The 25,679-nt window shown below is 42.0% G+C and carries 23 protein-coding genes and 1 pseudogene; 12 read left to right on the top strand and 12 right to left on the bottom strand.

Annotated features, from left to right (window positions below; all coding sequences use genetic code 11):
* The 4 genes and pseudogenes from H8744_RS10095 to H8744_RS10085 all read left to right on the top strand — a co-directional run bounded on the left by H8744_RS10095 (position 1) and on the right by H8744_RS10085 (position 2,917).
* On the top strand, positions 1-999 hold the full coding sequence (locus tag H8744_RS10095) for a hypothetical protein (RefSeq protein WP_262434715.1): 999 nt from the start codon (positions 1-3) through the stop codon (positions 997-999).
* Between the two features lie 445 nt (positions 1,000-1,444).
* Positions 1,445-1,612 (top strand): annotated as a pseudogene (locus H8744_RS19040) (Arm DNA-binding domain-containing protein); the annotation flags it as partial.
* A gap of 10 nt (positions 1,613-1,622) precedes the next feature.
* Positions 1,623-1,946 (top strand): IS66 family insertion sequence element accessory protein TnpB, encoded by a 324-nt coding sequence (gene tnpB, locus H8744_RS10090; protein WP_439649379.1) that lies wholly within the window; start codon positions 1,623-1,625, stop codon positions 1,944-1,946.
* Positions 1,943-2,917 carry an IS66 family transposase gene (locus H8744_RS10085; RefSeq protein ID WP_262434713.1) on the top strand — a complete coding sequence of 325 codons (975 nt, stop codon included), beginning with the start codon at positions 1,943-1,945 and terminating at the stop codon, positions 2,915-2,917. The genes tnpB and H8744_RS10085 overlap by 4 nt, the downstream gene beginning before the upstream one ends.
* A gap of 203 nt (positions 2,918-3,120) precedes the next feature.
* Here the strand turns inward: H8744_RS10085 and H8744_RS10080 are convergent, their stop codons facing one another.
* The 3 genes from H8744_RS10080 to H8744_RS10070 all read right to left on the bottom strand — a co-directional run bounded on the left by H8744_RS10080 (position 3,121) and on the right by H8744_RS10070 (position 6,247).
* Entirely contained in the window at positions 3,121-3,753 is a 633-nt protein-coding gene (locus H8744_RS10080; RefSeq protein ID WP_305067362.1) for a CatB-related O-acetyltransferase, read from the bottom strand.
* Positions 3,754-3,766: 13 nt separating this feature from the next.
* Entirely contained in the window at positions 3,767-5,059 is a 1,293-nt protein-coding gene (locus H8744_RS10075; RefSeq protein ID WP_262434712.1) for an MATE family efflux transporter, read from the bottom strand.
* A gap of 360 nt (positions 5,060-5,419) precedes the next feature.
* Positions 5,420-6,247: a MerR family transcriptional regulator gene (locus H8744_RS10070; protein WP_262434711.1), complete on the bottom strand. Its 828-nt coding sequence runs from the start codon at positions 6,245-6,247 to the stop codon at positions 5,420-5,422.
* A gap of 204 nt (positions 6,248-6,451) precedes the next feature.
* Between H8744_RS10070 and H8744_RS10065 the strand changes: the two genes are divergently transcribed.
* Positions 6,452-7,570 carry a type II restriction enzyme NmeDI-related protein gene (locus H8744_RS10065; RefSeq protein ID WP_262434710.1) on the top strand — a complete coding sequence of 373 codons (1,119 nt, stop codon included), beginning with the start codon at positions 6,452-6,454 and terminating at the stop codon, positions 7,568-7,570.
* Between the two features lie 56 nt (positions 7,571-7,626).
* A complete protein-coding gene (locus H8744_RS10060; RefSeq protein WP_262434709.1) occupies positions 7,627-7,908 on the top strand; it encodes a hypothetical protein in 282 nt (93 codons plus the stop codon).
* Positions 7,909-8,103: 195 nt separating this feature from the next.
* Here H8744_RS10060 and H8744_RS10055 read toward each other — a convergent pair whose 3' ends face one another.
* Entirely contained in the window at positions 8,104-8,379 is a 276-nt protein-coding gene (locus H8744_RS10055; protein WP_262434708.1) for a putative quinol monooxygenase, read from the bottom strand.
* A gap of 154 nt (positions 8,380-8,533) precedes the next feature.
* On the opposite strand from H8744_RS10055, the gene H8744_RS10050 reads away from it, so the two are divergent.
* Entirely contained in the window at positions 8,534-9,391 is an 858-nt protein-coding gene (locus tag H8744_RS10050; RefSeq protein ID WP_262434707.1) for an AraC family transcriptional regulator, read from the top strand.
* A gap of 12 nt (positions 9,392-9,403) precedes the next feature.
* Here H8744_RS10050 and H8744_RS10045 read toward each other — a convergent pair whose 3' ends face one another.
* Both H8744_RS10045 and H8744_RS10040 read right to left on the bottom strand, forming a co-directional pair.
* Positions 9,404-9,793, bottom strand: a complete 390-nt coding sequence (locus H8744_RS10045; RefSeq protein WP_262434706.1) for a thiol-disulfide oxidoreductase DCC family protein — start codon at positions 9,791-9,793, stop codon at positions 9,404-9,406.
* A gap of 11 nt (positions 9,794-9,804) precedes the next feature.
* A complete protein-coding gene (locus tag H8744_RS10040) occupies positions 9,805-10,668 on the bottom strand; it encodes a DUF6845 domain-containing protein (protein WP_262434705.1) in 864 nt (287 codons plus the stop codon).
* Between the two features lie 174 nt (positions 10,669-10,842).
* Between H8744_RS10040 and H8744_RS10035 the strand changes: the two genes are divergently transcribed.
* The 4 genes from H8744_RS10035 (at position 10,843) to H8744_RS10020 (ending at position 15,412) form a co-directional block, all read left to right on the top strand.
* Complete coding sequence (locus H8744_RS10035) at positions 10,843-11,475, top strand: hypothetical protein (RefSeq protein WP_262434704.1); 633 nt, start codon at positions 10,843-10,845, stop codon at positions 11,473-11,475.
* 580 nt (positions 11,476-12,055) lie between these two features.
* Positions 12,056-12,835, top strand: a complete 780-nt coding sequence (gene hdhA / locus H8744_RS10030) for a 7alpha-hydroxysteroid dehydrogenase (protein ID WP_262434703.1) — start codon at positions 12,056-12,058, stop codon at positions 12,833-12,835.
* Between the two features lie 153 nt (positions 12,836-12,988).
* Positions 12,989-14,167 carry a nicotinate phosphoribosyltransferase gene (pncB, locus tag H8744_RS10025; RefSeq protein ID WP_262434702.1) on the top strand — a complete coding sequence of 393 codons (1,179 nt, stop codon included), beginning with the start codon at positions 12,989-12,991 and terminating at the stop codon, positions 14,165-14,167.
* Between the two features lie 84 nt (positions 14,168-14,251).
* Positions 14,252-15,412, top strand: coding sequence for a multidrug effflux MFS transporter (locus H8744_RS10020; protein ID WP_262434701.1), 1,161 nt, complete (start codon positions 14,252-14,254; stop codon positions 15,410-15,412).
* 28 nt (positions 15,413-15,440) lie between these two features.
* Here H8744_RS10020 and H8744_RS10015 read toward each other — a convergent pair whose 3' ends face one another.
* The 3 genes from H8744_RS10015 to H8744_RS10005 form a co-directional block, all read right to left on the bottom strand.
* A complete protein-coding gene (locus tag H8744_RS10015) occupies positions 15,441-16,514 on the bottom strand; it encodes a linear amide C-N hydrolase (RefSeq protein WP_262434700.1) in 1,074 nt (357 codons plus the stop codon).
* Positions 16,515-16,527: 13 nt separating this feature from the next.
* Positions 16,528-16,785, bottom strand: coding sequence for a hypothetical protein (locus tag H8744_RS10010; RefSeq protein ID WP_262434699.1), 258 nt, complete (start codon positions 16,783-16,785; stop codon positions 16,528-16,530).
* 845 nt (positions 16,786-17,630) lie between these two features.
* Complete coding sequence (locus tag H8744_RS10005; RefSeq protein ID WP_262434698.1) at positions 17,631-18,665, bottom strand: N-acetylmuramoyl-L-alanine amidase family protein; 1,035 nt, start codon at positions 18,663-18,665, stop codon at positions 17,631-17,633.
* Positions 18,666-18,836: 171 nt separating this feature from the next.
* On the opposite strand from H8744_RS10005, the gene H8744_RS10000 reads away from it, so the two are divergent.
* The gene (locus H8744_RS10000) at positions 18,837-20,117 is read left to right on the top strand and encodes an O-acetylhomoserine aminocarboxypropyltransferase/cysteine synthase family protein (protein ID WP_262434697.1); all 1,281 of its coding nucleotides are present in this window, start codon (positions 18,837-18,839) and stop codon (positions 20,115-20,117) included.
* Positions 20,118-20,252: 135 nt separating this feature from the next.
* Here the strand turns inward: H8744_RS10000 and H8744_RS09995 are convergent, their stop codons facing one another.
* The 3 genes from H8744_RS09995 to H8744_RS09985 form a co-directional block, all read right to left on the bottom strand.
* The gene (locus tag H8744_RS09995; protein WP_262434696.1) at positions 20,253-20,861 is read right to left on the bottom strand and encodes a TetR/AcrR family transcriptional regulator; all 609 of its coding nucleotides are present in this window, start codon (positions 20,859-20,861) and stop codon (positions 20,253-20,255) included.
* 24 nt (positions 20,862-20,885) lie between these two features.
* Entirely contained in the window at positions 20,886-22,253 is a 1,368-nt protein-coding gene (locus H8744_RS09990; RefSeq protein WP_262434695.1) for a TolC family protein, read from the bottom strand.
* Positions 22,254-22,478: 225 nt separating this feature from the next.
* The gene (locus tag H8744_RS09985) at positions 22,479-25,676 is read right to left on the bottom strand and encodes an efflux RND transporter permease subunit (RefSeq protein ID WP_262434694.1); all 3,198 of its coding nucleotides are present in this window, start codon (positions 25,674-25,676) and stop codon (positions 22,479-22,481) included.
* Between the last annotated feature and the right edge of the window lie 3 nt (positions 25,677-25,679).

Genomic DNA, 25,679 nt, shown 5'->3' with positions numbered 1-25,679 from the left:
ATGAAAAATGATTACTTTGAGAATCAGGCAAATGATTCAGTGAAAAGAAAACATGTAAGAATTCTAAATTCGAGCAAGTATCTATCTGCATTCCTAGATGAAGGAGAGGCTTTTTATGTAGGTTTACTATATGAAGACTATATTAATAGTCCTTATTTGGATAAATATGGATTGCCTAAGGATTTTGTTGATGATGCAACATTTATTCCGAAAGCAAGAAAATCAGCTTCAAAGAATAATGTAAATGGAAAGTTCGTACGCAAACAACCTGAAGAAAAAGTCACTAACACAAAACACATTGAATATACCACTAAAGATGGTACTCATGTTAGCTATTACAGAGACTTTCATATCTATGCCAAAGTATTACTGCATAAATATAATATGCAATTTACCTTTAAGACTAATATTCATGGGCAAAAAATTGTAGTATCATCAACCCCTCTGGTATATATAAATGATATAGAAAATAACATGAAGAATACCCATGTCATAAATCTATTTTGTGAAATATTTAACGACTTTGAAATATTTACATCTAAACTAGAACCCGCAATTCATTTTAATAAAAGGTTTGATATGGAATTGCTCCCAAAAGGTACATTGAATGAGGCTGAAAACTTTGATGAAGTAGTACGTATATCAAGTCATTATGTGAAAGATAATCAAGAACAAAAGGCTTTTCAAAAAAGGTTACATATATTAAAAGAGTATGAACCTGATATAAGAGGAAAAGGTCCAAATAATTTCTTTGGATATATTGTTTTTGGCTTTAGTAATTTAGATATTATATTATTAGAAACAATGTATTCGGAAAATGCAACATATGTATTTAAATTATCTGATTATGAAACGAATATTATAAGAGACAAACAATCGGTACAAAGGGAAAAGTTAATGATCGAAAGATTTTATCATGATGCAAATTGGGAGACAAGAATTAGACGTTTTCTCAATAAGCGCATAAAAAGTAGTGAAGGCAATATTACACATGTATAAAGGCATTGTATATCCGATAAAAGACTTATCTTTGTATCCAGTATTCTCCATGAGCAAACTGCCGCAAAAGCACGTAGCAAATTCATGGGATATGCTTGAAATTAAAAATGTAAAATTTTAATTATCAGAATGTTAACTATACAATAAGAATCTCAGGCGATATATAAACAATGAGATATTTGAAAAAAGAATCGTTCTTATAGCGAGCAAAACGATAAAACATAATCGTGTGCTAAATCATGTGGATTTCCAAATGGAAGAAATTATAAAACGGTGATAATCAACAGAGAGAAGATAAAAGTTCTCTTGCTGGTGGCACCACTTTTAAAAGATTAATTATCAAGCAGTTACTAATAAAAGTAGCTGTTTTTTTTATGTCTTTTCGGTGTCTTTTTCGGTGGTTTTTCAACTCTCATGTAAACCAAGATGTAAACCGAAAAACGATATGGCTACCACCGTTAATATATTGTGTTACAAGTCAAAAACTCTTGGTAATGGTGAACATCCGCTTATGGTTTGTGTCTGCATGGATGGCAAACGAAAGTATAAAAGTTTAGGTGTGTCTGTAAAAGCGGAACACTGGAACTTTGAAAAAAACATTCCAAGATGTCCGGAATGAAGATGTGTACATATTTATCAACAGGCTGAAAAACTGTATAAAGCTTCTGCACGCAGAAACGGGAGGTCTGGTGATGTACAAGAAGCTGCTTGAGGAAGGAACTTTTAAAATCCCCGCTTATGATCCTGAAACCCACTCGTACCCCATGACATGGAGTGATCTTGTCATCATGGTGGAAGACATCAACGAGGACAAACGAAAGGGAAAGCAAAGACGGCTCTCCGATTTGAAAAGACACTGGCAAATATCTGTAAATAAAGAGCTTGCCGGATTGCTTTTCTGGTTGTTTTTTCACTACCTTTATACAATCAAACAAGATATTGAATGACAACGAAAGAAGATACACCGAAGCGGGTGACGGACTCTATGAAGGAACAGCTTGCCTTGCTGATGGAGACGAACCGGAAGCAAAGTGAGGTCATCGAGTCCCAGACCAAGACCATAGAGGAACTCCGCGCCACGATAGTTGAACTGAACGCCTCCCTGGCATGGTTGAAAAGGAAAGCGTTCGGAAAGATGAGTGAGAAATGCGATCCTATAAACAACGGGGACCCCATGCTCCCTTTTGATTACGGTGACTTGGGACAGATAGAGGTGGAAATCGAAGCGGCCAGAAACAAGGCGGCACAGATCATCACCTCGAAACCCCAAGTCACCAGTAAAACTCCACACCGCAACTGGATCATCATGGATGACCTTCCGGTCGTGACGGTTGTCATCGAGCTGGAAGACCTCGATCTGGGCAAATACGTCAAGATAGGCGAGGAATACACCAGAACCCTTGAGATGAAACCCGGGTACCTCTATGTAAAAGACACGGTACGCCCCACGTATGCAATCAAAGACGGGACGGAGGCCATTGAAAACGGGAACCGGATCGTAGTCACCGCCCCTTTGCCGTTGATGCCCATATATAAAGGTATGCCCGGGGCTTCCATACTCGCGGAGATACTTTTACAGAAATACGAGTATCACGTTCCGTTTTACCGGCAGGTCAAGCAACTGGAACCTCTGGGAGTGAAACTGTCGAGAAACACGTTGGATGGCTGGTTCAAGCCGGTCTGTGAACTTTTAAGACCTCTTTACCTTGAACTCAAAAAGAAAGTCCTCTCCTCTGACTACATACAGGTGGATGAAACCACTCTCCCGGTCATAGAACATGACAGGCACAAGGCGGCAAAGGAGCATATCTGGATAGTACGAGCGGCAGTGCCGCGCCTGTTCTTCTTCGATTATGACAACGGATCGCGTTCTCAAAAGGTTGCGGTCGATCTCTTGAAAAGTGTGAGTAACAGTTAGTTTGTAATCAAGTTATTCAGGTTTTATATTTGAATCCTATTCCCATTTACAAAACATTTTATAGTACCTTGTATTATCCAAAACCACTCCATTCAGTTATACTCTATCGGTAAAATAAACCTTCTTTTCTCAAAAAACAGTGTAAATAACGTGAATTCTAAAACTTAAACAAGTCTTAGAATTCACGTTAAATATGAACTTTGTTATTCTTCATAAAAAAACAATTCATTTAGACTCCCCTCCATAATAGATGGTAAATTCCGGTGTATTTTATCAATAGGCCAATCCCACCATCTTAAAATTAGCAATTTTGCTATCACATCCATATCAAAGCGCTTCCGGATTTCTTTGGCAGGCGTACCACCTACAATCGTATAAGATGGAATATCCTTCGTCACAACAGCACGTGCGGCAATAATCGCTCCATCTCCTATACGGACTCCTGCCATAATAATGGCTTCATAACCAATCCACACATCATTACCGATTATAATATCTCCTTTATAATCCCAAGCAGTAGTAACATCTGTTTTTTTCAATTCCCATTCTTCATAGAATACTGGAAAAGTATAAGTTGATATGGATTTTAATGTATGGTTAGCACAATTGAACAGAAATTTCGCACCACAGGCAATAGAACAGTATTTACCTATGACTAGCTTTTCTCTATGAATAGGATAATGATAAAGCACATTGTTCTTTTCAAACAACAAAGGATCAGCAATAAAATCATTATAAATAGTATAATCACCAATCGCTATTTGTGGATCTTTCACTACCGCATTGAGATACACCGTTTGTTTATCTCCTGTACGTGGATATATTTTTGTCATCATAACTCGTTATTTTTTAATAATGTTTATATTTCAAATAGATGATAGATTGCACTGCCAATAGAATTACAAAAAGATACTCTGCCGTCAGGTAGACCGCCAGAGATACTTGTGTATAAAAACTTAACAGAAACAGGTACGTCAAATATACGAATGTAGTCGTCACCTGAAATAGAAATGTAATTTTAGTTTTCCCCGTTCCTCCTACGGCATTTAAATACACATAACCGGGCAAAGCAAAAGTATAATTCAACAGCATGACGATGAAAGGCACAAAAGCCAATTGTATCAATGTTTCGCTATCCGTATAGAAACCTACTATCCAGCGATTACAACACATAGCAATCCCCACCAATGGAACCCCAATGGCATAGCCCAGTTTTAAAACCTTACTACAGATAGCAAAAAGCTCGTTCCCCACCCCAGCACCAATCGCGTTACTGACCAATGATCCTGTAGTAACAGCAAAAGAATTGGCTATTACAAAAAAGAGAGCTGATACACTTCTGGTTATGTTAGATATAGCCAATTCTGTTCTTCCTAAATGCTCAATGGCTACAAAAAACAGGAACCAAGGTGCAACACTGATAAAGGCATGAAACATACTCCATACAGACAAGTTCAAAACGTTTACAAGTAACTTTCCATCCCAGCCCGGATACAACCCATATTTCTCTTTGTCAATTTTCCAGTACATATAGATACAAAGCATAACTAAAGAGCCCATTTCGGCTAAAGATGAAGCAATAGCAGCTCCCGAAATGTCTAATTCCAATGCAAATATCAAGAAATAATTTAAAGAGATATTGATTATTACCGCGATAATAGCTGCCCATGACAAAGCTTTCGTAAATGTGATCCCTACAAAGAAAGAACGAATGGCCAGAAACGGAAACGAGAATAGTAAACCGAAACTACGCCAATCCAAATACCGAACCACTGCCTGATAAATCTCCGGTGAAGTAATTAAACGTTTCAATATCAAAGGAGAAATTATTTGAATCAACAGGCAAAGTGGAATCGCCAATCCTGATAAAAAGAATAATCCTTGAAAGAATGTCTTTCCTGTTGCCTTGTAATTCCGTTCTCCATTTCTCCGGGCAATCATTACTTGCAAACCTATGCTAAAACCGAATCCAAGCATGTAAATTGCCAGATAATAAATTCCGGCAATGGCGGATGCTCCTAGTGCGACTTCTCCTACATGACCTAGAAAGACAGCGTCCGTTATATTAATCAGCTGCTCCATTAAAATGCTCATCATCACCGGAAAGTTGATGAGCCAGATTTGTTTATATGAATAATTCATTGTTCAACTGTAAAACTGCAAGATCGGCCAGGCTGCAAGAAATCAGTCTGCCATCATGCAAAATCATAAATAATAGGATATAAAATCTCCGTGACAAATATTTTTTTATTTGCCAAATAGCTGAATAGCTTTATTGAACAGGGCTATTCGTTGAAAGCAGCTATATACAGAGTTGAAATTTCATGGGTTGAACAATCAATTCATAGTTATGTACCGCACAAAGATAAAGGAATTCTTGAATAGAAAGCTCACTTTTCTATTTATTTTAAAGGGAAGTTGAGACTGCATTCTTCTAAAAGGCCCTCAGTCTCAATTTTTCCCAGTATCAAGTCCTCATGTCACATAGGGATTTAAGCAATACTATAATTTTACTGGCAATTGAATTTCAGTCAGCCAATCTTCTATATTTTCCTTATTCCAGATACCGTCAATATAGCAAAAACGTGAGCGATCGCTTATTTCGTAGCCATTAGCCTCAGCATATGCATAGAGTTCTGCAAAAGTTTCCGGCATCTGTTCATACGAACCAAAATGATTAGCACAAAGAGCTACGGGAACTTCGGGAAGTTCTTTGAATTTAATCAAATCAGAATCTTCTTTACGTTCAGATACAGCCTCAAAATATTCAATATCAATGTTAATCCCGTACTCTTCGTTGTATTCCACGGTAAAACAGTATCCCGGATCAGGACATTCACAGCCTAAACGATACATTTCCGGACCTATAATATTTGGACACAGTTCAAATAATTCTTGATAAGAAGCGATTTTACGACGATGTGTGGCAAATATTCTTGCCGGAAACGATTTTTGAAAGACCTTTTTCATTATGTTTTCTTGTTTTTGGAGCATAATTCCCAGCTTTTTCAACTCAATCTGTCGTCCTGCCAAATATTCTATCTCATTCTTGCACTGCTCTATTTTCATTCTTAGCAGTTCGGCATCAGGATATTCTTTACCATTTTCAAATAGTTCCGCAATCTCTTCAAGACTAAAGCCCAACTTTTTCAGGTAAATAATCCGATTCATTCGCCGAAGCTGAACAAGATCATAATATCGGTAGCCAGTCCACTCATCCACTTCAAAAGGGATTAACAACCCTTTCTCTTCATAGTGACGAAGAGTTTTGACCGTCACTTGACAAAGCTTGGAAAATTCTCCGATTTTAAACTTCATTTTATTCTTCATAAACTTATGTGCAATTTGTTTATAGTACAAAGATATATTCTACCCTAGGGTACGAGTCAAGAGATTGCCGAAAAAATTAAAAAGAAAATAAAGAATAAAACAGCTATATCTGAAAAACAGATTGAAAATATTCATCATTCGAAATTAAGAAGACAAATTTATTCCTTATTTTTGTACACATATTAACTCTATGGCAATATAATAATGAAATACTTTATAAACCTTTTCTCACCAAGTACAGCATTGGCCTTTTCAGAATCCGATCAAACCGTTTCTGGATTTAGAATCTCAAGAAAAACATATATTCAAAATCAGAAAATTAGCATTGGGGATAAATTCATTTGTTATTGCACAAAAATACAACGTTTTATCGGAGTACTAGAAATCATCAGTGTTCCTTTTGAAGATAATACTCCAATATTTATGAAAGAAGAAGATCCTTTTATTTTAAGATTTAGAGTAAAACCAACAGTTTGGCTTCCTTTAGAAAAAGGGCTCCCCATTCATAATGATGAAATTTGGAATAATTTAACAATAACCAAAGGGCTCCCAAAAGATAGTACAAAGTGGACCTATATGGTCTTTTCAAGTCCAAGAGTATGGCCTTTTAAGGATTGTCAATATTTGGAAAAAGTCTTATTACAGCAAAAACAAAATATGAAAGATTTTCCTTTTTCAGAGAACGATAAGAAAAAGATTAAAGCTTCTCAAAGAATTAGGATATCAAATGAAAAGGAAACCATTATAGAAATACCGGAAGAAGATATTAATAACAATATATCTGTAAACCCTCCCATACAAGAACGTGAATCTATCAAAATCCAAGCACTTTTAGCTGAAATAGGTGAGAAATTGAATTATAAAATATGGATTCCAAGATCCGACAGATCCAGAGTACTAAACAAATGGAAACCGAAACACGCCAATAGTCTTCTAGAAGAGCTTCCAATAGTTTTTGATGGCAATACTTTAAAAGTTATAGAGAATATTGATATATTATGGATTAAAAGACATTCTATTGTCAGAGCATTTGAAGTAGAAGGAACAACTGCAATATATTCAGGTATTTTAAGAATGGCAGATTTGTTATCTTTACAGCCTATGCTTGATATTAAAATACATATTGTTGCCCCGATAGAACGTAGAGATGCTGTTTTTGAACAAATAAACAGACCTGTTTTTGCTTTCATGGAAAAAGGACCTTTATCTGAATTATGTACTTTTATCACATATGATTCAATCAAGGAACTTAAAAAGGAACCTCATTTAGAGCATATGAATGATGGTATCATAGATGAATATACGGAATTTGCAAATGATTAATCTATAAACCAGATCATTTTTCTTGATTCAAATTCATTAATAATACAAAACACCGGATGGATTTCCAAACATGCATAACTTCACATCCCTTTATTTTAATGGAAGGAGCCTTGGGCGAACGGATTAAAAGAGAATTCAACCTAAAAACAGATGGAACGGTCGCAATGGCTAATTTAATCGATAAAGAATCAGGAAGAACGACTTTGAAATCGTTATGGGAAGAATATGCCGGTCTCTCCCGAAAATACCATTTACCCTTTATGGCTACCACACTGACAAGGAGAGCCGATCAGGAACGAGTACATACCCCAGGAGAGGTTGTTGTGGAACCGACATAAGATGTTTTTCAACGAAAAGTCCCGTTTTATAACCGACACCAAGAAAGAATTAAAATCCCTCATTCAATAAAATCATCCGGCAATAGTTATAGGTATAAAACTAGCGTTTGTCTATCCATTTTGAAGACAACCGTAACCAGTAATTAAAAAGTCCTGCTTATATATCTCAAAGTATAAACAGGACTCCTCCTTATTTTAGAAGATAAATTTCTCTAACTTCATTTCACTCAGCTCATGTATCCGAGGGACTAATGTCACAAAATGTTCCGCTTTCTCATGAGCCGACAAGGATGCTTCATCCTTCCACGTTTCACAAATCATAAGAACATCTTTACGGGTAGAACTTTCAAAGACATCATAAGCAATGCAACCTCCATCTTTCAAAGAGTGTGCCACCAAGTCCTTAGCCAACTCGAGTACAGTAGCCCGGTGAGCATCGGACACCTTAATGAAAACATTTAATCTGATCATATTCGTATAAGTTTTTAATGAAGTGCAAACTTAAACAAAATTCGCGGATTATAAATTACAGACGAGTGACATTTCTCCACTTTCCGCAATATCGGACAAGTCACTTGATCATTTACCGATTATCTTTGCCCAGTGAAATACAAAAAACAATATCATGCCGGAAAAGAAAACGACTCGGGAAGAGTATCAGATGTGTGTAAATACCGTAGTGGATTATATCAACCTTCATTTGGGAGAGGAGATAGATTTGAAATCACTGGCCAGGATTTCTCATTTTTCACCTTTTTACTTCCACCGCATCATAAGTGCCTTTTTAGGCGAACCTATCGGAACTTTTATCATACGTACCCGAACAGAAGCGGCAGCACGCTTGCTACGCTATTCGGATATCCCTGTTGCCGATATTGCATACCGTATCGGTTATTCATCCCCTTCATCGCTCTCCAAGGTGTTCAAACAATTATATGGTATTTCACCTTTAGAGTATAGAAACAATAAAAATTTTGTAATTATGAAACCAGCTATTATCAGACCCGATTTGGAGTTAAAAAGTGAAATAAAAAGCATTCCTGCACGCAACGTGATTTATATCCGGCTATCCGGTGATTATAAATTTAATGATTACTGTGGTACTTGGGGACGCTTATGGCGATTTGTCAAGGAACAGAGCCTGCCAGGAGGCGAACCGTCACCGCTTTGCATTTATTACGATGATCCTAAAGTGACTCCGGCAGAAAAGCTGCGTACCGATGTATGCATGGTGATGCCTGTTACTGTCACCCCTAAAGGAGATATAGGATACAAACTACTTCCAGCAGGACGTTACGCCGTTTTCCTCTACAAAGGTCCCTACGACAATCTACAAGCAGTTTACGACACCATCTACGGAAAATATCTTCCCGAAATGGAATGTACCCTTCGCGATGAAGCCAGTGCCGAACGCTATCTGAACGATCCTGCCAATACCGAACCCAATGAATTGCTGACTGAGATCTATATCCCGGTAGAATAAGAAAAAACAGACTCAATAGAGGAAACGTTTACGTATTTCTTCCGTAGGAATCATACAGTTTTTTCTTTTACCGAACCAACGATACCTATTACGTGAAATAAACAGGTAAACGGTATCCCTCAAGCAGACAGGAAGAATAATTAACGGATAAAAACATTTCCATATCCCACCCAGGTCTTTGAATATATGTAATACGGCAGCGGATTTTCGGAAACAGACATTATCTTTGAAATAGAATAAAGTGATATTCTCATTTTCCACACCGTATCTTTTAAGCAAAAGTTGCCCTGTGCCGGATTGTAAAGCAGCAAACCGGAACAGGGCTTTTTTATCTCTCTTTATAATGAAGCTGACCACTCCGTTACAAAGATTACATACACCATCAAACAGAATGATGTTCATCCAACCATACATTAAATTATGGTAGTTTCGTAAGCACTGGACAACATATCGTAATCAGCTTCGGTAAATACTGCTTTCTCACGAATCTGATGTACCTGTTTGAGGAAAGTTTCCACTTTACCCAGAAAAGTCTGGAAAGACTTCGTCTCAGAATCATATCCAGCCACTACCGGAAGTTTTTTGGCGACTTCCAGTTCATGATTAAGTTCACTGACTTTCAAATCAATGCGTACGCCGTCCATATTATGTTTACGGGAATACAGATTAGTTATGCTTTGCATGTCCAGTGTCATCTTCTTCATAGCCATCAGTTGCTCTTTCAACGGATTGCCTGACAGAACCACCTGTTGGGCTTTCTCAGTAAAAGGACTTAGAATATCGAAAATATTCTGTTTGTATTCAGACATTTCCGTGCTGAATTGATAACCTCTGTTCACCAACTTCTTTGCCTTAACGTATTTCTTTGCCTTTATATCTGCCAAATACTGGTCAAAGTTGGTATAAAACAACGCTCTTGCGCTGAACAAACCGGAAAAACTCTGTTTCAAGTTCTGTTGAGTCTCTGCATTAAAGCAATTCCCGGGATTCATCAAATCCGACAATTCTTTTTCAGAAACAGCCGGAGGAGCAATGGCAGGAATAGAAGGAGCTTTACCCTCCTGCTCCATATATCCCAACACAGCATTTACTTCTTTCTCTTTCACTACATTTTTCAATAATGCCAAAGCTGTGTCATAATAACGAATCACACTATCCGCACTCTCAATCTCTGCCTTACTATAGGTCACATCTGCTGTTTTATTACTGCCACCTGAACAAGAGACAAGTAGCAATACACCGAGAATCATGCCCGACCCGACTAATTTCTTTCTCATAACATCTTCTTTTATAGTTTATACTTATATTACTGATACTCCTCTAATAACAATAAAGAAGTGTTTTTGCTCTCCAACCAATGAAATTTTTCATTTCCACCATAGGGAGTTTACCACTCTCTGCTGTCTTTATAGGAAAAGAATCAAATGTATAATCATAATCACTAAAATTGTATGGAACAAATAAACCAACTCCTTTGCTTCTTTCTGCCAACCCGAAAATCAGTAGGTATTCTGGCATGTCTATTCTTTATAATCCCTCTTAATGCGCAAAATCCAAATGTCGGAAAGAGTAACAAATCAATGCAGGATCGGACCGTATCAGGACACACCATCGGTGTGAACGGACTCGGCCTGGCTTATAGTTATGAACATGCTTTTGCGCCTCGCGGCACTATCATCTTCAGTGCCGGTGCATCTTATACTTATGGTCAATTATGGGGACTGGATATGAAATCTACCAATGAGATCTACATCACCACTAAAGATTATCACATGGTGACAGGGGATATCGCAGTAGAACCACGATTTTACTACAACTTGCAGAAAAGACATCGTCATGATAAACGTACTTATGGCAATTCAGGGGGATATATATCCGTCAACGGAGGATACTCTTTCCCTATCTTCCTTACAAACGGATGGGAAGGAACAAATGTATGGAACATCACTCCTTATTGGGGATTCCGCCGGGTATGGCGACATTTTTCATTCGATCTCTCGGGAGGTGTAGGATATTTGGCTTCATCCAATGGATTCTCAAGTGCCTATATCAGTCTCAGAATCGGATTAGGATATAGATTCTGACCCTTATAAAGCAAAAATGGCTACTCGTCACGAGCAGCCAATCTTTGTTAACCTTAAATCTAATACTTATGAAAAAAACACGATGCAAAGATACGGACTTCCGGGAAATTAGCAAATTTCGAAGCCTTTTCAGTTTATATTATAACACGGTTTAATGCAATGCGCAGTTCATTAACACTTAAAACTTATTACGTTAACATTTAACACACTCATTTACATCTTCCAGGAGAGCTACGGACATAAAAAAAGGCCATCTATCCCAGACAGCCAATCTTTTGTTAACCTTAAATCTAATACTATGAAAAACACATTGCAAAGATACGGACTTACGGGAAACCTCCAAATTTCAGAAGCATAATCACGCATCTTATAACATGGTTTAATAGAATCCGCGCTCCGTTAACAAATTCAGATTCTTATGTTAACATTTAACAGGTTTATAAATACAAGCCGGGAGCAGACAGATGCAGATGCAAAAGTTATTGAATGGATTGCCCAATCCTATTAAAGAGGGTTTAAAGAGGTAACATTTCAGAAATCAGATTGTTATGTGATACAAAAATCCTCAAAACAATCCGATATGAACAGATTTGAAAACAAAGTTATAGTAATCACCGGAGCCGCTGGTGGTATAGGCGAGGCAACCACACGCCGCATGGTATCCGAAGGAGCCAAAGTAATCATCGCTGATTATTCAAAAGAGAAAGCAGAACAATTGGCAGACGAGCTTGCCCGCTCGGGAGCTGACGTACGCCCCGTGTACTTCTCCGCCACTGAATTGCAAAGTTGCAAAGAACTGATAACATTCGCCACTAAAGAGTATGATCGCATCGATGTGTTAGTGAATAATGTAGGCGGCACAGATCCCAAACGTGACAGGAATATCGAAAATCTCGATATTGACTATTTCGATGAAGCTTTTCATCTTAATTTGTCATGTACGATGTATCTGTCTCAATTAGTCATCCCCATAATGATTGCACATGGCGGTGGGAATATAGTCAACGTAGCCTCTATCAGTGGAATCACAGCCGACTCAAACGGTACGCTTTATGGAGCCAGCAAAGCCGGAGTCATCAATCTGACTAAATACATCGCCACCCAAATGGGAAAAAAGAATATTCGCTGCAATGCGGTAGCCCCGGGACTGGTACTCACCCCTGCCGCACTCAACAACCTGAATGAGGATGTCCGCAACATCTTTCTCAGTCAATGTGCTACCCCCTATCTGGGTGTCCCCCAGGACATCGCTGCAACCATTGCCTTTCTTGCTTCGGAAGATGCCCGATACGTCACCGGACAGACAATTGTAGCCGACGGTGGATTGACTATCCATAATCCGACCGTGCATATGGATTGATCAAAAGTTATCAGGTAGTCGAGAAAATTCTTTCTTTTTTAAAGATAAAAGCTATCCATGATAGATTTATTTGAACATTAAAGACCATTTTCTCGATACACTTTACACAACAAATAGTATCTTTGTTGCGTTTTTAGATAAAACTATGGTGTAATGATAATCAATACAATACTTGATACCGATCTGTATAAGTTCACAACTTCGTATGCTTATATTAAATTATTTCCTTCCGCAATAGGAACTTTCAGCTTTAGAGACAGGGACGAAACTGTTTATACCAAAGACTTCGTATTGAAACTCTCGGAAGCAATCGGTGACCTGAAAAATGTAAAGCTGAGCGAAAGAGAACTGGAGTACATGACGAATAACTGTCGCTTTCTCCCCAGGGTTTACTGGGAATGGCTCTCCTCTTTTCGATTCGAACCGGATAAAATAAAAATCCATCTGGACAAAGGACGGCATCTGAATATTGAAATAACAGATTATCTTTATAAAGCTACCCTTTACGAAGTACCCTTGCTTGCCATCGTCTCGGAAATAAAGAATGAGATTTTGGGAAATGTAGCCGATACGAGCAATATTATTTGTAAGCTTTTAGAAAAGGTCATGCTTTCAAACCAACATCAGTTACCCTTCTCGGAGTTCGGCACGAGGAGAAGATTCTCGTATGAAGTACAGGATAAAGTAATCGCCCATCTGAAAAGGACCTCCCTTAATTTCACCGGGACATCCAATTGTCATTTCGCCATGAAATATGACATGAAGATGATGGGGACTCATCCGCATGAATGGTTTATGTTTCACGGGGCTCAGTTCGGTTATAAACACGCCAACTATATGGCACTTGAAAACTGGGTGAATGTTTACGATGGTGATTTAGGGATTGCCCTGTCCGATACCTACACCTCCGATGTGTTCCTCAATAACCTGAGCCGAAAACAAGCCAAGCTTTTCGATGGGGTACGCTGTGATTCGGGCGACGAGTTCGAATTCATAGACAAGCTGACCGCACGCTATAAAGAACTCGGGATCGACCCTACAACCAAAACCATTGTGTTCAGCAATGCTCTTGATTTTGAGAAAGCGATTGATATACAAAACTATTGCCGAGAGAAAATCCGGTGCGCTTTTGGTATCGGCACCAACCTGACGAACGATACGGGGTTCAAACCTTCGAACATCGTGATGAAACTGACCCAATGCAAAATGAACGCCAATCAGGAATGGCGCGAATGTGTGAAGCTATCGGACGATCCGGGAAAGCATATAGGAAGCAAAGAAGAAATAAAAGCCTGTCTGCATGACCTGCACCTGAACATCTCCAAACAGTAACAATAAGCCCAATACCGTTACCAAAAAGAACAGAGACATCCGGTTTTTTGTCCCGTACTTTGCACGGAACAAAAAACGATGATTATGAATGTCAGAACAGCTAATTCTTATTTATATATCTTGATATTGGTCGGAATGATTTCAGCATTCGGACCTTTCGTTACCGATTTCTATTTACCTGCGCTGCCGGAGTTGAGTGAGTATTTCGGCACTTCCACCTTTATGGTACAGTTGACACTGACCGTAAGCATGATAGGACTGGCGACAGGACAGTTATTGATCGGACCAATCAGCGATCGTTACGGACGTAAACCTCCCTTGATACTCTCTTTGGTTCTTTTTATTGTTTCCACCATTGCCTGCCTGATATCCACAAACATAGGAAGCTTTCTTCTTTTTCGCTTTATCCAAGGAATAGCTGGAGCAGGGGGAGTAGTCATTTCTAAATCCATCGCCACCGACTTGTACGAAGGAAAGCAACTCGCCCGGTTCTTCTCTATGTTGAGTAGCGTACAAGGTTTGGCTCCGATATTTGCCCCCGTCTTAGGAGGAGTATTACTCTTGGTGACAGACTGGCGTGGAATCTTTTTAACCTTGTTGATCATCGGGCTTATTTTATTACTGACAACCATCCATTTTCATGAATCGTTGCAAACGCCCGTTCAAAATTCTTCAAGCAGTACTGCAAAAGCCTATATACCGATATTGCGCAATCGTCATTTTATGCGTTACGTATTGGCGCAAACCTTAGTTATGGGAGTAATGTTCACTTACATTGCCGCCTCTCCCTTCATCTTCCAGAAACATTACGGACTGTCATCACTCACTTATAGCATTTGTTTTGGAATCAATGCACTGGGCATCATGGCAGGCTCTCTACTTACCACATACTTTCCGAAAGTAGAAAAAGCGCTGTCCACCGGTGTAAGCGGATTCCTTTTGATGAGTATTCTGGTAGCTGCTACGCTACTCTCCGGAAGTTCCGTCTATGCAGTAGAGACAGCACTCTTCCTCCTGTTGGTATGTATGGGAATGATATTGCCTACCACCACGGCACTGGCATTGGAACCGGTACGAGAGAATTCCGGTTACGCCTCTGCCGTTCTCGGATTCATGGCATTCCTAGCAGGAGGAATATGTTCTCCATTAGCAGGTTTGGGGAATATGCTTATCACAACCTCCGTCATTATCCTGATATGTGCCGTCAGTACATTACTTTTAACTATAAGGAAAAGAACCGCATAAGCCGTGAGCCTGTTTAAGAACTTCGATCTTATCTCACTTCGATTTTCTCTACCGGCTGTACCCTCTCTCTATCCAACGGATGGGATTGGTATTCCACCTTGCCAAAATCAATCCCTTTGAGATCGATGCACCGTATAGTGTTATTATAAGAGGTCTTATAGTACACTTTCCGGTTCGTCAGATCGATAGCGGAAGTCCACTGTGTAGCACTGGGAATATCCGGTGCTTTTCCAAGGGGATGCTCAATCCCGACGGGAATATCAAAATTATTCAGAATATGAAAACACTGCAACACTGTTTCCTGTCCGGTGGCGCATTCAGGCGCAGTCGCTTTATAAAATGCAGCACGGACAAAACGGGAAGGAGGCGTTACGTCCCCCGGTATTCCCAGGAAACCGGAACCTGCCCCGAAAGGTGCCAGTGTAACCCCGGAAAGATGTTGCGCAGGTGCGGCTCCGGGAAAGAGATTGACATAATTATTCAGATTAGTTACTTGCCAAGGGAAACCGGGCGAATTAGTCAGTACCCCTACTTTATTATCATAAAAATGGGGAACTCCGTCTTCTATCTCCAAAACGACCTGTTTTCCACTGGCATCACCGATACGCCAATGTACGGTAGAAGTGGCACCGGGTTCATCAATGGATACGATACGGACATCGGACAAGGCCTCCTTCACTTCATCTATGGTAGAAAATTGCGATAACAGCCACGCCACTACCTGCAAATCGGATAATGTACGGCTATTTTCACGGGCATCATAAGGCTGATAACCGCCATACCGTGGAAAATAAAACAAACCTGCCGACAAACCGGCTTCATTCAATCCTTCGGCAATAAATTCCTTCTGGATAATTGCAAGTCCCACCACACCGTATTTGGAGCGAAACTGCATACCGTTCACCCCCGTGGGAGTATACGACACGAGTGGTTCTCCCCGGGGAATGATGACATATTCGCTGGGAAGATAACTATCCCCCCACTCGATCGTCCGTGCCTGCACATACGCACCGTCTTTTGCTGTAAAAGAGATGCCCGTACAAGCATCGACAGGGCACAAGCCGCCCAATATAAGTAGTCCAAGAGCTAAAATCTGTTTCATAGAGCAAATCGTTTTATTTTTCCGCCCATTCCAGAATAGTCGGACTTTTCACATTCACTCCGAACAATTGTGCCTTAGCCAAAATGTTGCGGGCTAACTGGGCTTTATACTCTTCGGGAGCATACCTAAAATAAGCTTCTGCCGCTCTTACGTGGGCAGCATCGGGAATTGGAAACTCCCTGAGTTCGGGAATTCCAAACTCGGAAGTATCAAGGTTCTTGCGTTCACGGGTTGACAACCGGTCAGACGACATTCCAGAAAAATCTTCCATAATCTTTTCGTTTTAATATTATATATTCAGCTCTATAACAAAAAAGAGGCATTATGGTTAACCATTTGAAGAAGATTAATGATAATATATACCGTACAGGATAAAATATTAACTTTGCCTCCGGAAAAATGATTCCTTTAATCATTCACCGGAAAGGACTTATGTGGTTGCCATTACAAGCAACCATTGGGACAAATGCACAGGATAAAAGAAGTTGCAACAACTACATGTTTCATTTTGACAGTTTGCATTTCTTGCACACCGTAAGAAGCATAATCCCGGTCAAAGGTGAGTGCGATTGGAAAAAACGTAATGTAGAGCAATCAGCATTTTCCGCTTTGTCAGAAAAACAAAGGAATAAGCAACATAATACATGGCTTATGATATCATTATTTCCAAACGAGTGCTATTATAAACTTATAGTTTCATTTTATCAGTAAGAAGAGTTTCACCGAAAGAAGACAAATAGAAAAAAAGGAAAAGAAAAAAAGAGTATATTTCACAGAAATCAAAGCTTGATTTGATAGAAATAGCTACTCAATCCGTTGGAAATAGCTACTTCATCCAATAGATATGGTTACTTGATATGTTGGATATGGTTATTTCATCCGATAGATATGGTTATTTCATCCGCCAATTATAGTTATTTGAGATGCTAAACCATCTTATTTTCTCCTTTTTCCACTAGAAGCAACATTATCCAATGCTATTTCGAAGATTTCGTTCAAGTGATTGGTAAGCAATAAAAAGATAATAAGAGCATATAGTCAGACAAGCATAAATATTGGTATAAAATAGTCAAATCACCCACCTTTTATGAGCTTCCTATTCAATAACCGTCTCCCCTACTTATAATCCTTTATAAAGCCCTCCATCAACCACTTTGCCAATGCCTGGCGATTGGAAGGAATCACAAGGCGCCGCTGGTCGAACGTGTTCTGAATGTTCCCCAGTTCAACAAAAACAGAAACGGGAGTAGTATGACTCAAGACATACAGATTACGTCCGCTCACCGTACCGGAAAATCCGCGGTTAGGTTGGTGCTTGCCGTATTTAGACTCAAACAAATCCTTCATATTGTTTGCCAACCGTTTACTCTCCACTTTGCGGTTACGGTTGGAGTGGTAGAAAAAGACATCCGTCTGTTTGCCCTTGCTGCGGCTATCCACATGGATGAAGATGGCCCGGCAATATCTATAATTCTTGCGGTCTTTACGATAATGCGCATTGATCTTGTCACAGCGTTGTTGCAAGCGTTGCACCTGATTCAAAGGGATAGGATCGCCCATACATGTTTCGCGTTTGCTGTTCGACAGGTAAGCATCGTCACGGATACCATCTTTCGCATCTTGAATAATGATGCGCACTTCCGCACCTTCCTGCATCAGATTGCGCGCCAGACGCAAAGCAATGTCATAAGCATATTCGTCCTCATGCAATTCATGTTTTCCCACCCGTCCGATAGCTCCAGGATCAGGTCCTCCATGCCCACTGACCACATAGAAGCAAGTACCGGCCAAACGGTTGGAAGTCACCTTGACATTTGCCAGCCATTTGCCGAATAACGGCTCGTTGACTTCCGAACGGAGAGGACGCTTCGGAACAGCTGCTTCCGTTTTCGCCTCACCTTTTGAGGAAGTGGATTTTTTAACGGAAGGTATCAGGTACATAACTCCCAGTTTCAATTCCCGGTTCTTTCCTAATTTCGCCTTATTCAGTTCCACAAAATCATTGTAGTATTTCTTTGGATTACGATTATGGCGTAAAAGGAAGGATGAAATGCCCTCACCTGCCTTCGGTGTTGCTTTTTGCTGTGCCCACAAGCCGGGTGCAACGAACAAAAAGCCGAAAAACAAAAGAAGGCATAGCTTATGTTTCATATAGTTGTCTGTCTTTGAATCTGCCATTTTAAGAAAATATCAAGCTTTGTTACTTTGCAATGTTTTTTGCTCTTTTCCGTCACAAAGATAGTCTTTTATACCAATTATTTTCTCTACTTTTGCACCGATATCATTTTTTAAGTAACAAAATCATATAAACCCTATACAATTATGACCAAACAATTCAAGCCCGAAACCCTCTGCGTACAGGCAGGATGGACTCCCAAAAAGGGCGAGCCGCGTGTGCTGCCAATCTATCAAAGTACTACTTTCAAGTATGAAACGAGTGAACAGATGGCGCGTCTTTTCGATCTTGAAGACAGCGGTTATTTCTATACCCGCCTGCAAAACCCGACCAATGATGCCGTGGCTGCCAAAATAGCCGCACTCGAAGGGGGCGTAGGTGCCATGCTGACTTCCAGTGGTCAGGCAGCCAATTTCTATGCTATCTTCAACATTTGCCAGGCAGGTGATCATTTCGTTTGTTCCTCAGCGATCTACGGCGGAACGTTCAACCTTTTCGGTGTTACCATGAAGAAACTCGGAATCGATGTAACTTTCGTACATCCGGATGCCAGCGAAGAGGAAATTTCAGCCGCGTTCCGTCCTAACACGAAAGCCTTGTTCGGAGAAACAATCTCCAATCCTTCCCTGGAAGTGCTGGACATTGAAAAATTCGCCCGTATCGCGCACAGCCATGGTGTACCTTTGATCATAGACAACACCTTCCCCACTCCGATCAACTGCCGTCCGTTTGAATGGGGGGCGGACATCGTGGTTCATTCTACCACCAAATACATGGACGGACATGCCACCAGCGTGGGCGGTTGCATCGTAGACAGTGGGAATTTCGACTGGGATGCACATGCTGACAAGTTCCCCGGGCTATGCACACCGGATGAATCCTATCACGGACTGACATATACAAAAGCATTTGGAAAAATGGCTTATATGACAAAAGCTACCGCACAACTGATGCGCGACTTAGGCAGTATTCAAAGCCCCATGAATGCTTTCTTGCTGAACCTGGGACTGGAAACGCTCCATCTCCGCGTGCCGCAACATTGCCGCAATGCCCAGAAGGTAGCCGAATATCTTTCTAAAAATGAGAAGGTTGCGTGGGTGAATTATTGCGGTCTGCCGGGAAATAAATATTATGAACGGGCGCAAAAGTATCTACCGGACGGTTCATGCGGTGTCATTTCTTTCGGATTGAAAGGCGGACGCGAACTGTCTATCAAATTTATGGACTCATTGAAACTGGCTGCCATCGTTACACACGTGGCCGATGCCCGTACCTGCGTCCTGCATCCGGCCAGTCATACGCACCGTCAGTTGACGGACGAACAATTGATAGAAGCCGGTGTACGCCCCGACCTCATCCGTCTCTCCGTAGGCATAGAAAATGCCGATGACATCATTGCAGATATCGAACAAGCGTTGAATGCTTAAACGTATTTCGTGACGGAGAGAGTGATTTTTAGCCCCCCGTCTTATCAAAAGTAAAAGCCGGCACATCCAATGAAAAGGACATGCCGGCTGATTTTATACCTGAAACAATCGGACAGACCGATTATCATCCAACTATCAGCTACATGAAACAGGTATGTACTGCTCCAGGTTTTCATCAATTGCCGGAATGGCATCCGCACGGAAGATACCACGCAACAACGCCCGGCAGAAAAAACGTTGTGCGGTATAAGAGACACCGCGCAGACAGTTTTCATAAATATTGGTAGTCAGGTCATATGAAAAACGGTCGGGATCGGTGCCGGGCAACAGATACCCACATGCCTTGCAACGGTTCAGCGCATCGACAAACTGTTGCAACCAAAATGCCTCTTCCCGTTTCACGAACGGCTGGTAATCTATATCTACGGTCAGATCGGTCAAGAGTGTTCTCCCTAAATAATGAATCAATACGACGTATTCGCGGGCAACATCGAAGAGGGTCTCGATGCATGAACGGCTACTGTCCTCGTACTGTAACAAAAGACGTCTCTTTTCACCCGAAATGTCCCCTAGGCAAATCTGTACCAGACACACCTTCCCGGGAAAAAGTTGATAGAGCGTCCGCTTCGACATCCCCAATCCCTGGGCAATCGTGTCCATTGTCAGACGAGTGACTCCCTGCCGAATCATCTCCTGCTTTGTATAATCCACAACTGAACGGCGGACGGTTTCGGCTTTCATCATATTATATCCTCTTTCCTATCTGTTTTACATTCTACCGCCACCAAGCGCCTGATACAACGTGATGATTCCCTGAATTTCGGTAAATCGATTGGCAACCTGAGAGAGCTGGGCGTTCAGCAATGTCTGCTGGGCAGTCAATACTTCCAAATAGGTCGTATTGCCATGCTTCATCAGCAGGCTGGTGCTACGTGCGGCATTTTCCAAGGAACCTACTTGTTTCTCAAAAAGCAACGACTTGTTGCGGGCTGTCTGTACCTGCGTCAAGGCATCGTTCACTTCGCTTCCTGCTGCAAGCAAAGTCTGCTGAAAAGACAAACGCGCTTCTTCCTGTTGAGCTTTCGCTATCTTCAACTGGGCAATGTTAGCCCCTTTGTTGAATAGAGGTTGTGTCAAAGAACCGAATACCGAAGCCAAAAGTTTGCCCGGATTGACAATCATCGATCCGGCACTATTCGTCCACCCCGCACTTCCGCCCAAAGTAATGGAGGGATAAAAAGCCGAACGGGCTGCATTGGTCGTATAGTATGCCTGTGCCAGAGACAATTCGGCACTGCGCACGTCCGGGCGATTGGAAAGCATCTGCAAAGGGATACCCGTATGAAAGGATTCGGGAAGTACCTGTCCTGCAAGTTTGCCCCGCTGAATGTCATGGGGCACTTCAGCCAGAAGTAATGACAGGCTGTTTTGAGTCTGGTTGATCTGTTCTTTCAGGTCAAGAACGGTTGTGCATATGTTATAGTATGTACCTTCGGTTTGCGCCAATCCGGCTTCGGTCACCATCCCGGCCGCTTTCATGGCGCGGGTGGCATCCACACTCTGCTTCCAGACTTCTTCGGTAGCCGTAGCTATTTCATATTGGGCATCGAGCATCAACAAAGTGTAATACATATTAGACACGGCCGCAATCAATTGTGTCTGTACAGCCTGTTTGTATTCACGGGTCTGCAACAAGGCGGCTTTTGCACGGCGTTTTGCATTTGTCAACCGTCCGAAAAGATCGATCTCCCAAGAAGCGGTCGCAGGCAATGAATAAGTCTTAGAGGCTTTCGCCCCGTCGAAACTGCTTATAGCCCCTTCGGGAGCTAAAAACAAGGAAGGCAGATAGGACAGTTTGGAAGTCATCAGGGAGGCTTCCGCTTCCTTCACCTTTAGCTGGGCGGTCTGCAAATCGGTATTACGTGCAAGTGCCGAGTCTATCAGTGCTTGCAGATAAGGATCGGTAAAGACTTCCCTCCAGGAAAGGTTCCCGAAGTTCGACGTATCGGCAGCCAACTCTTCCGTATCCCCGTAGAGTCCGTCCGGTACTTCCGCAACTGGTTTATATTTTGAGTAAATGCCACAGCTGCTTAACGTAAAGACAGCAACCGTAAGCAATAGAAGTTGTTTTCTCATTTTTCTTTTATCTATTTGTTAAATAATATAACTATAAGGATTTCCGGCATTACGCAGGATTCAACTTTTTAAAAGACTGATATTCAATCCAATCAGGCAGTCATTTGTTCCTCACCGATGAACGCCCTCTTGATCACCGATGAAGAGGGTGTTCATCGGTGAGGAAGGAGGCCTTCATCGGTGCCCTCCAAGCCGTTCGTCACCGGGGTATGGAAGCGTAAACAATTATTCCTTTCCGGCTTCTTTCTTTTCCCGGTCACTTTCCACTTTTTCTTCCTCGATCTGCCAATCGTGGGAAGGTTCAGCCTGTACCGGGCGTACACGTTCCTGCAACCATTGGAAGGCGATGAAGAGCGACGGCACAATGAAGAGCAGTGCCAGCGTACCGATCACCATACCACCTACTGCACCGGTACCCAGAGAACGGTTACCATTCGCACCCACTCCGGTAGCCACGATCAACGGGAACAAACCGAAAATCATAGTCAATGCCGTCATCAGAATAGGACGCAGACGAGCCTTGGCAGCACTCAACGCTGATGCAATCAGTCCCATACCTGCTTTACGGCGTTCGGCTGCATACTCCGTCAACAGAATGGCTGTCTTGGCAAGCAGACCAATCAACATGATAAGTCCCGTTTGCAGATAGATATTGTTTTCCAGTCCGAACATGCGGGCAAAGAGAAAACTACCCATCAAACCGCACGGTACGCTCAACAATACGGCAAACGGAATCAGGAAACTTTCGTACAGGGCACTCAGAATGAGGTAGATCATCAGGAAGCAGATACCGAAAATGATAGCCGTGGTACCGCTTTGCTGATTTTCCTCACGGGTGATGCCTCCGTAATCATAACCGTATCCTTTGGGAAGAGCCGTTTCGGCCGTTTCCTGTACGGCACGGATGGCGTCACCCGTACTGTAACCATCGGCAGGCATCGCATTCACCGCTATGGAGTTGTACATATTGAAACGGCTCAACGACTCGGCTCCATACACGCGGGTCAGCGTTACGAACTGACTGAGCGGAGCCATCTCCCCGTTGGACATACGCACAAAAGTATTGTTCAACGATGATTCGTCCAAACGATATTTAGGATCGGACTGTATCATCACCTTATATACTTTTGAGAAACGGTTGAAGTTGGATACATACTGGCCGCCATAATATCCCGAAAGCGTACTGAGTACCTGGTCGGATGTGATGCCGGCACGTTTGCACTTGGCAGGATCGACCTCAACCATCCACTGCGGATAGCGTACATCGAACGTAGAGTAAGCCATGGCGATCTCCGGACGTTGATTCAACGCACCCAGATACTGTTGCGTGGTCTGGAAGAACGTATTCACATCACCACCTTGTTTATCCTGCATGTGAAGCTCAAGGGCGTTACCCATACCGTAGCCGGGAATCATACCCGGAGAGATGGCAAAGACGGTGGCATCTTTGATATCCGCTGTACAGCCGTACACTTGTCCGATGACTGCCTGTACATGGTCTTCCTTCTCAGGACGCTCATCCCAAGGTTTCAACTTCAGGATCAACATACCGAACGAACTTCCCTGACCGGAAAGCAATCCGTAACCAGCCACCTTTTGCACATGTTTTACTTGCGGGATGGCTTGCAGACGTTGTTCAATGCGTTCAATCACATCGTTGGTGGTTTTCAAGGAACTGCCGGCAGCCGTACTCACATTCACAAACACAACTCCCTGATCTTCATCGGGCACCAGACTGGTCTTCGTGGTATTCATGAAGAAGATGAGCAATGCAACAGAACATGCCAGCAATGACCACGTGAGCCATCTGCGCTTGATGAAAAAGAGAACGATATTCTTATACTTCTCCGATACCACGTCAAAAGCGGCATTGAAAGCTTTACGGAAACGGGCTGCAAAATTATCTTTCTGCGTTCCGTCTTCATTAATATAAGGTTTCAATAGTAATGCGCAAAGTGCCGGACTCAATGTAAGGGCGTTCACAGCGGAGATACCAACGGCAACAGCCATTGTCAGACCGAACTGAGTATAGAAAGTACCCGAAGTACCGCTCATAAAGGACACGGGAATAAATACCGCCATAAACACAAGCGAGGAGGTGATGACAGCATTACTGATTCCTTTCATGGCATCAATACTTGCCATATACGAAGATTTGTAACCTACATCAAAACGCGCCTGCACCGCCTCGACCACCACTATGGCATCATCGACCACGGTACCGATCACCAGCACAAGGGCAAACAACGTAATCAGGTTGATGCTAAATCCCGCCATCGACATAAAGGCAAACGTGCCCACCAGTGAAACCACGATACCTACCAATGGGATCAACGTTGAACGCAGGTCCTGCAAGAAAACATATACTACCAGAATAACGAGGATAATCGCTTCAATCAATGTCTTCACCACTTCATGAATAGAGGCATACAGGAAATCGTTTGACGACATCATCTGCTCCAGCTCCACCCCTTTCGGCAGATTTTTCCGGGCTTCTTCCAGAAACTTGTCAATGTTATTGTTCACTTCGGTTGCATTCGAACCGGCAGTCTGGAACACCATACAGGAAATACCGTTATGACCGTCCGTGGAACCTTTATAAGCATAACTCTCCTGCCCCAGTTCCAATTCGGCAATATCCTTCAATTTCAGAACTTCGCCATCGTCCGTAGAACGGATCACAATCTCACCAAACTCCTCAGGAGTGATCCGGCGACCTTTGTACTTCATCGTATACTGGTAGGTTTCATCCGAGTTTTCTCCAAAAGAGCCGGTAGCGGATTCGACGTTCTGTTCTGCCAACACCGCCGTCACATCGGACGGAATCAGTTTGTACTGAGCCATCACATCCGGTTTCATCCATATACGCATACTGTAATCGCCACCCATTATCATCATATCGCCCACACCGCTGATACGAAGAATCTCCGGTTTCAGGTTGATACTGATGTAGTTTGCCAGAAACGCTTCATCGTAAGTGTCATCAGGACTGTACAACGAGAACATCTGCAAGATGCTCGTCTGCCGTTTGGAAGTTGTTACCCCTACCTGGGTCACTTCCGCCGGAAGCTGTCCGGTAGCTTTGGAGACACGATTCTGCACGTTTACCGCTGCCATGTCCGGATCGGTACCCTGTTCGAAATATACCGTAATGGAAACCGTACCTGCATTGGTTGCCGATGAGGTCATGTAGGTCATATTCTCCACTCCGTTGATAGCCTCCTCCAAAGGAGCGATCACACTTTTTTGCAAAGTCTCCGCACTGGCTCCAAAATAACTGGTACTCACCATGATGGTAGGCGGAGCAATGTCCGGATACTGTTCGACCGGTAAAGTGAACAGACCGATTATCCCGACAACGACAATCGTTATAGAGATGACAGCCGACAGTACCGGCCGTTCAATGAAAGTTCTCAGGTTCATCTT

Origin of the sequence: Jilunia laotingensis (genome assembly GCF_014385165.1) — a bacterium.
Lineage (GTDB): Bacteria > Bacteroidota > Bacteroidia > Bacteroidales > Bacteroidaceae > Bacteroides > Bacteroides laotingensis.
The sequence above is the reverse complement of the archived record's forward strand: the minus strand, read 5'-3'. Positions and strand labels throughout refer to the sequence as shown.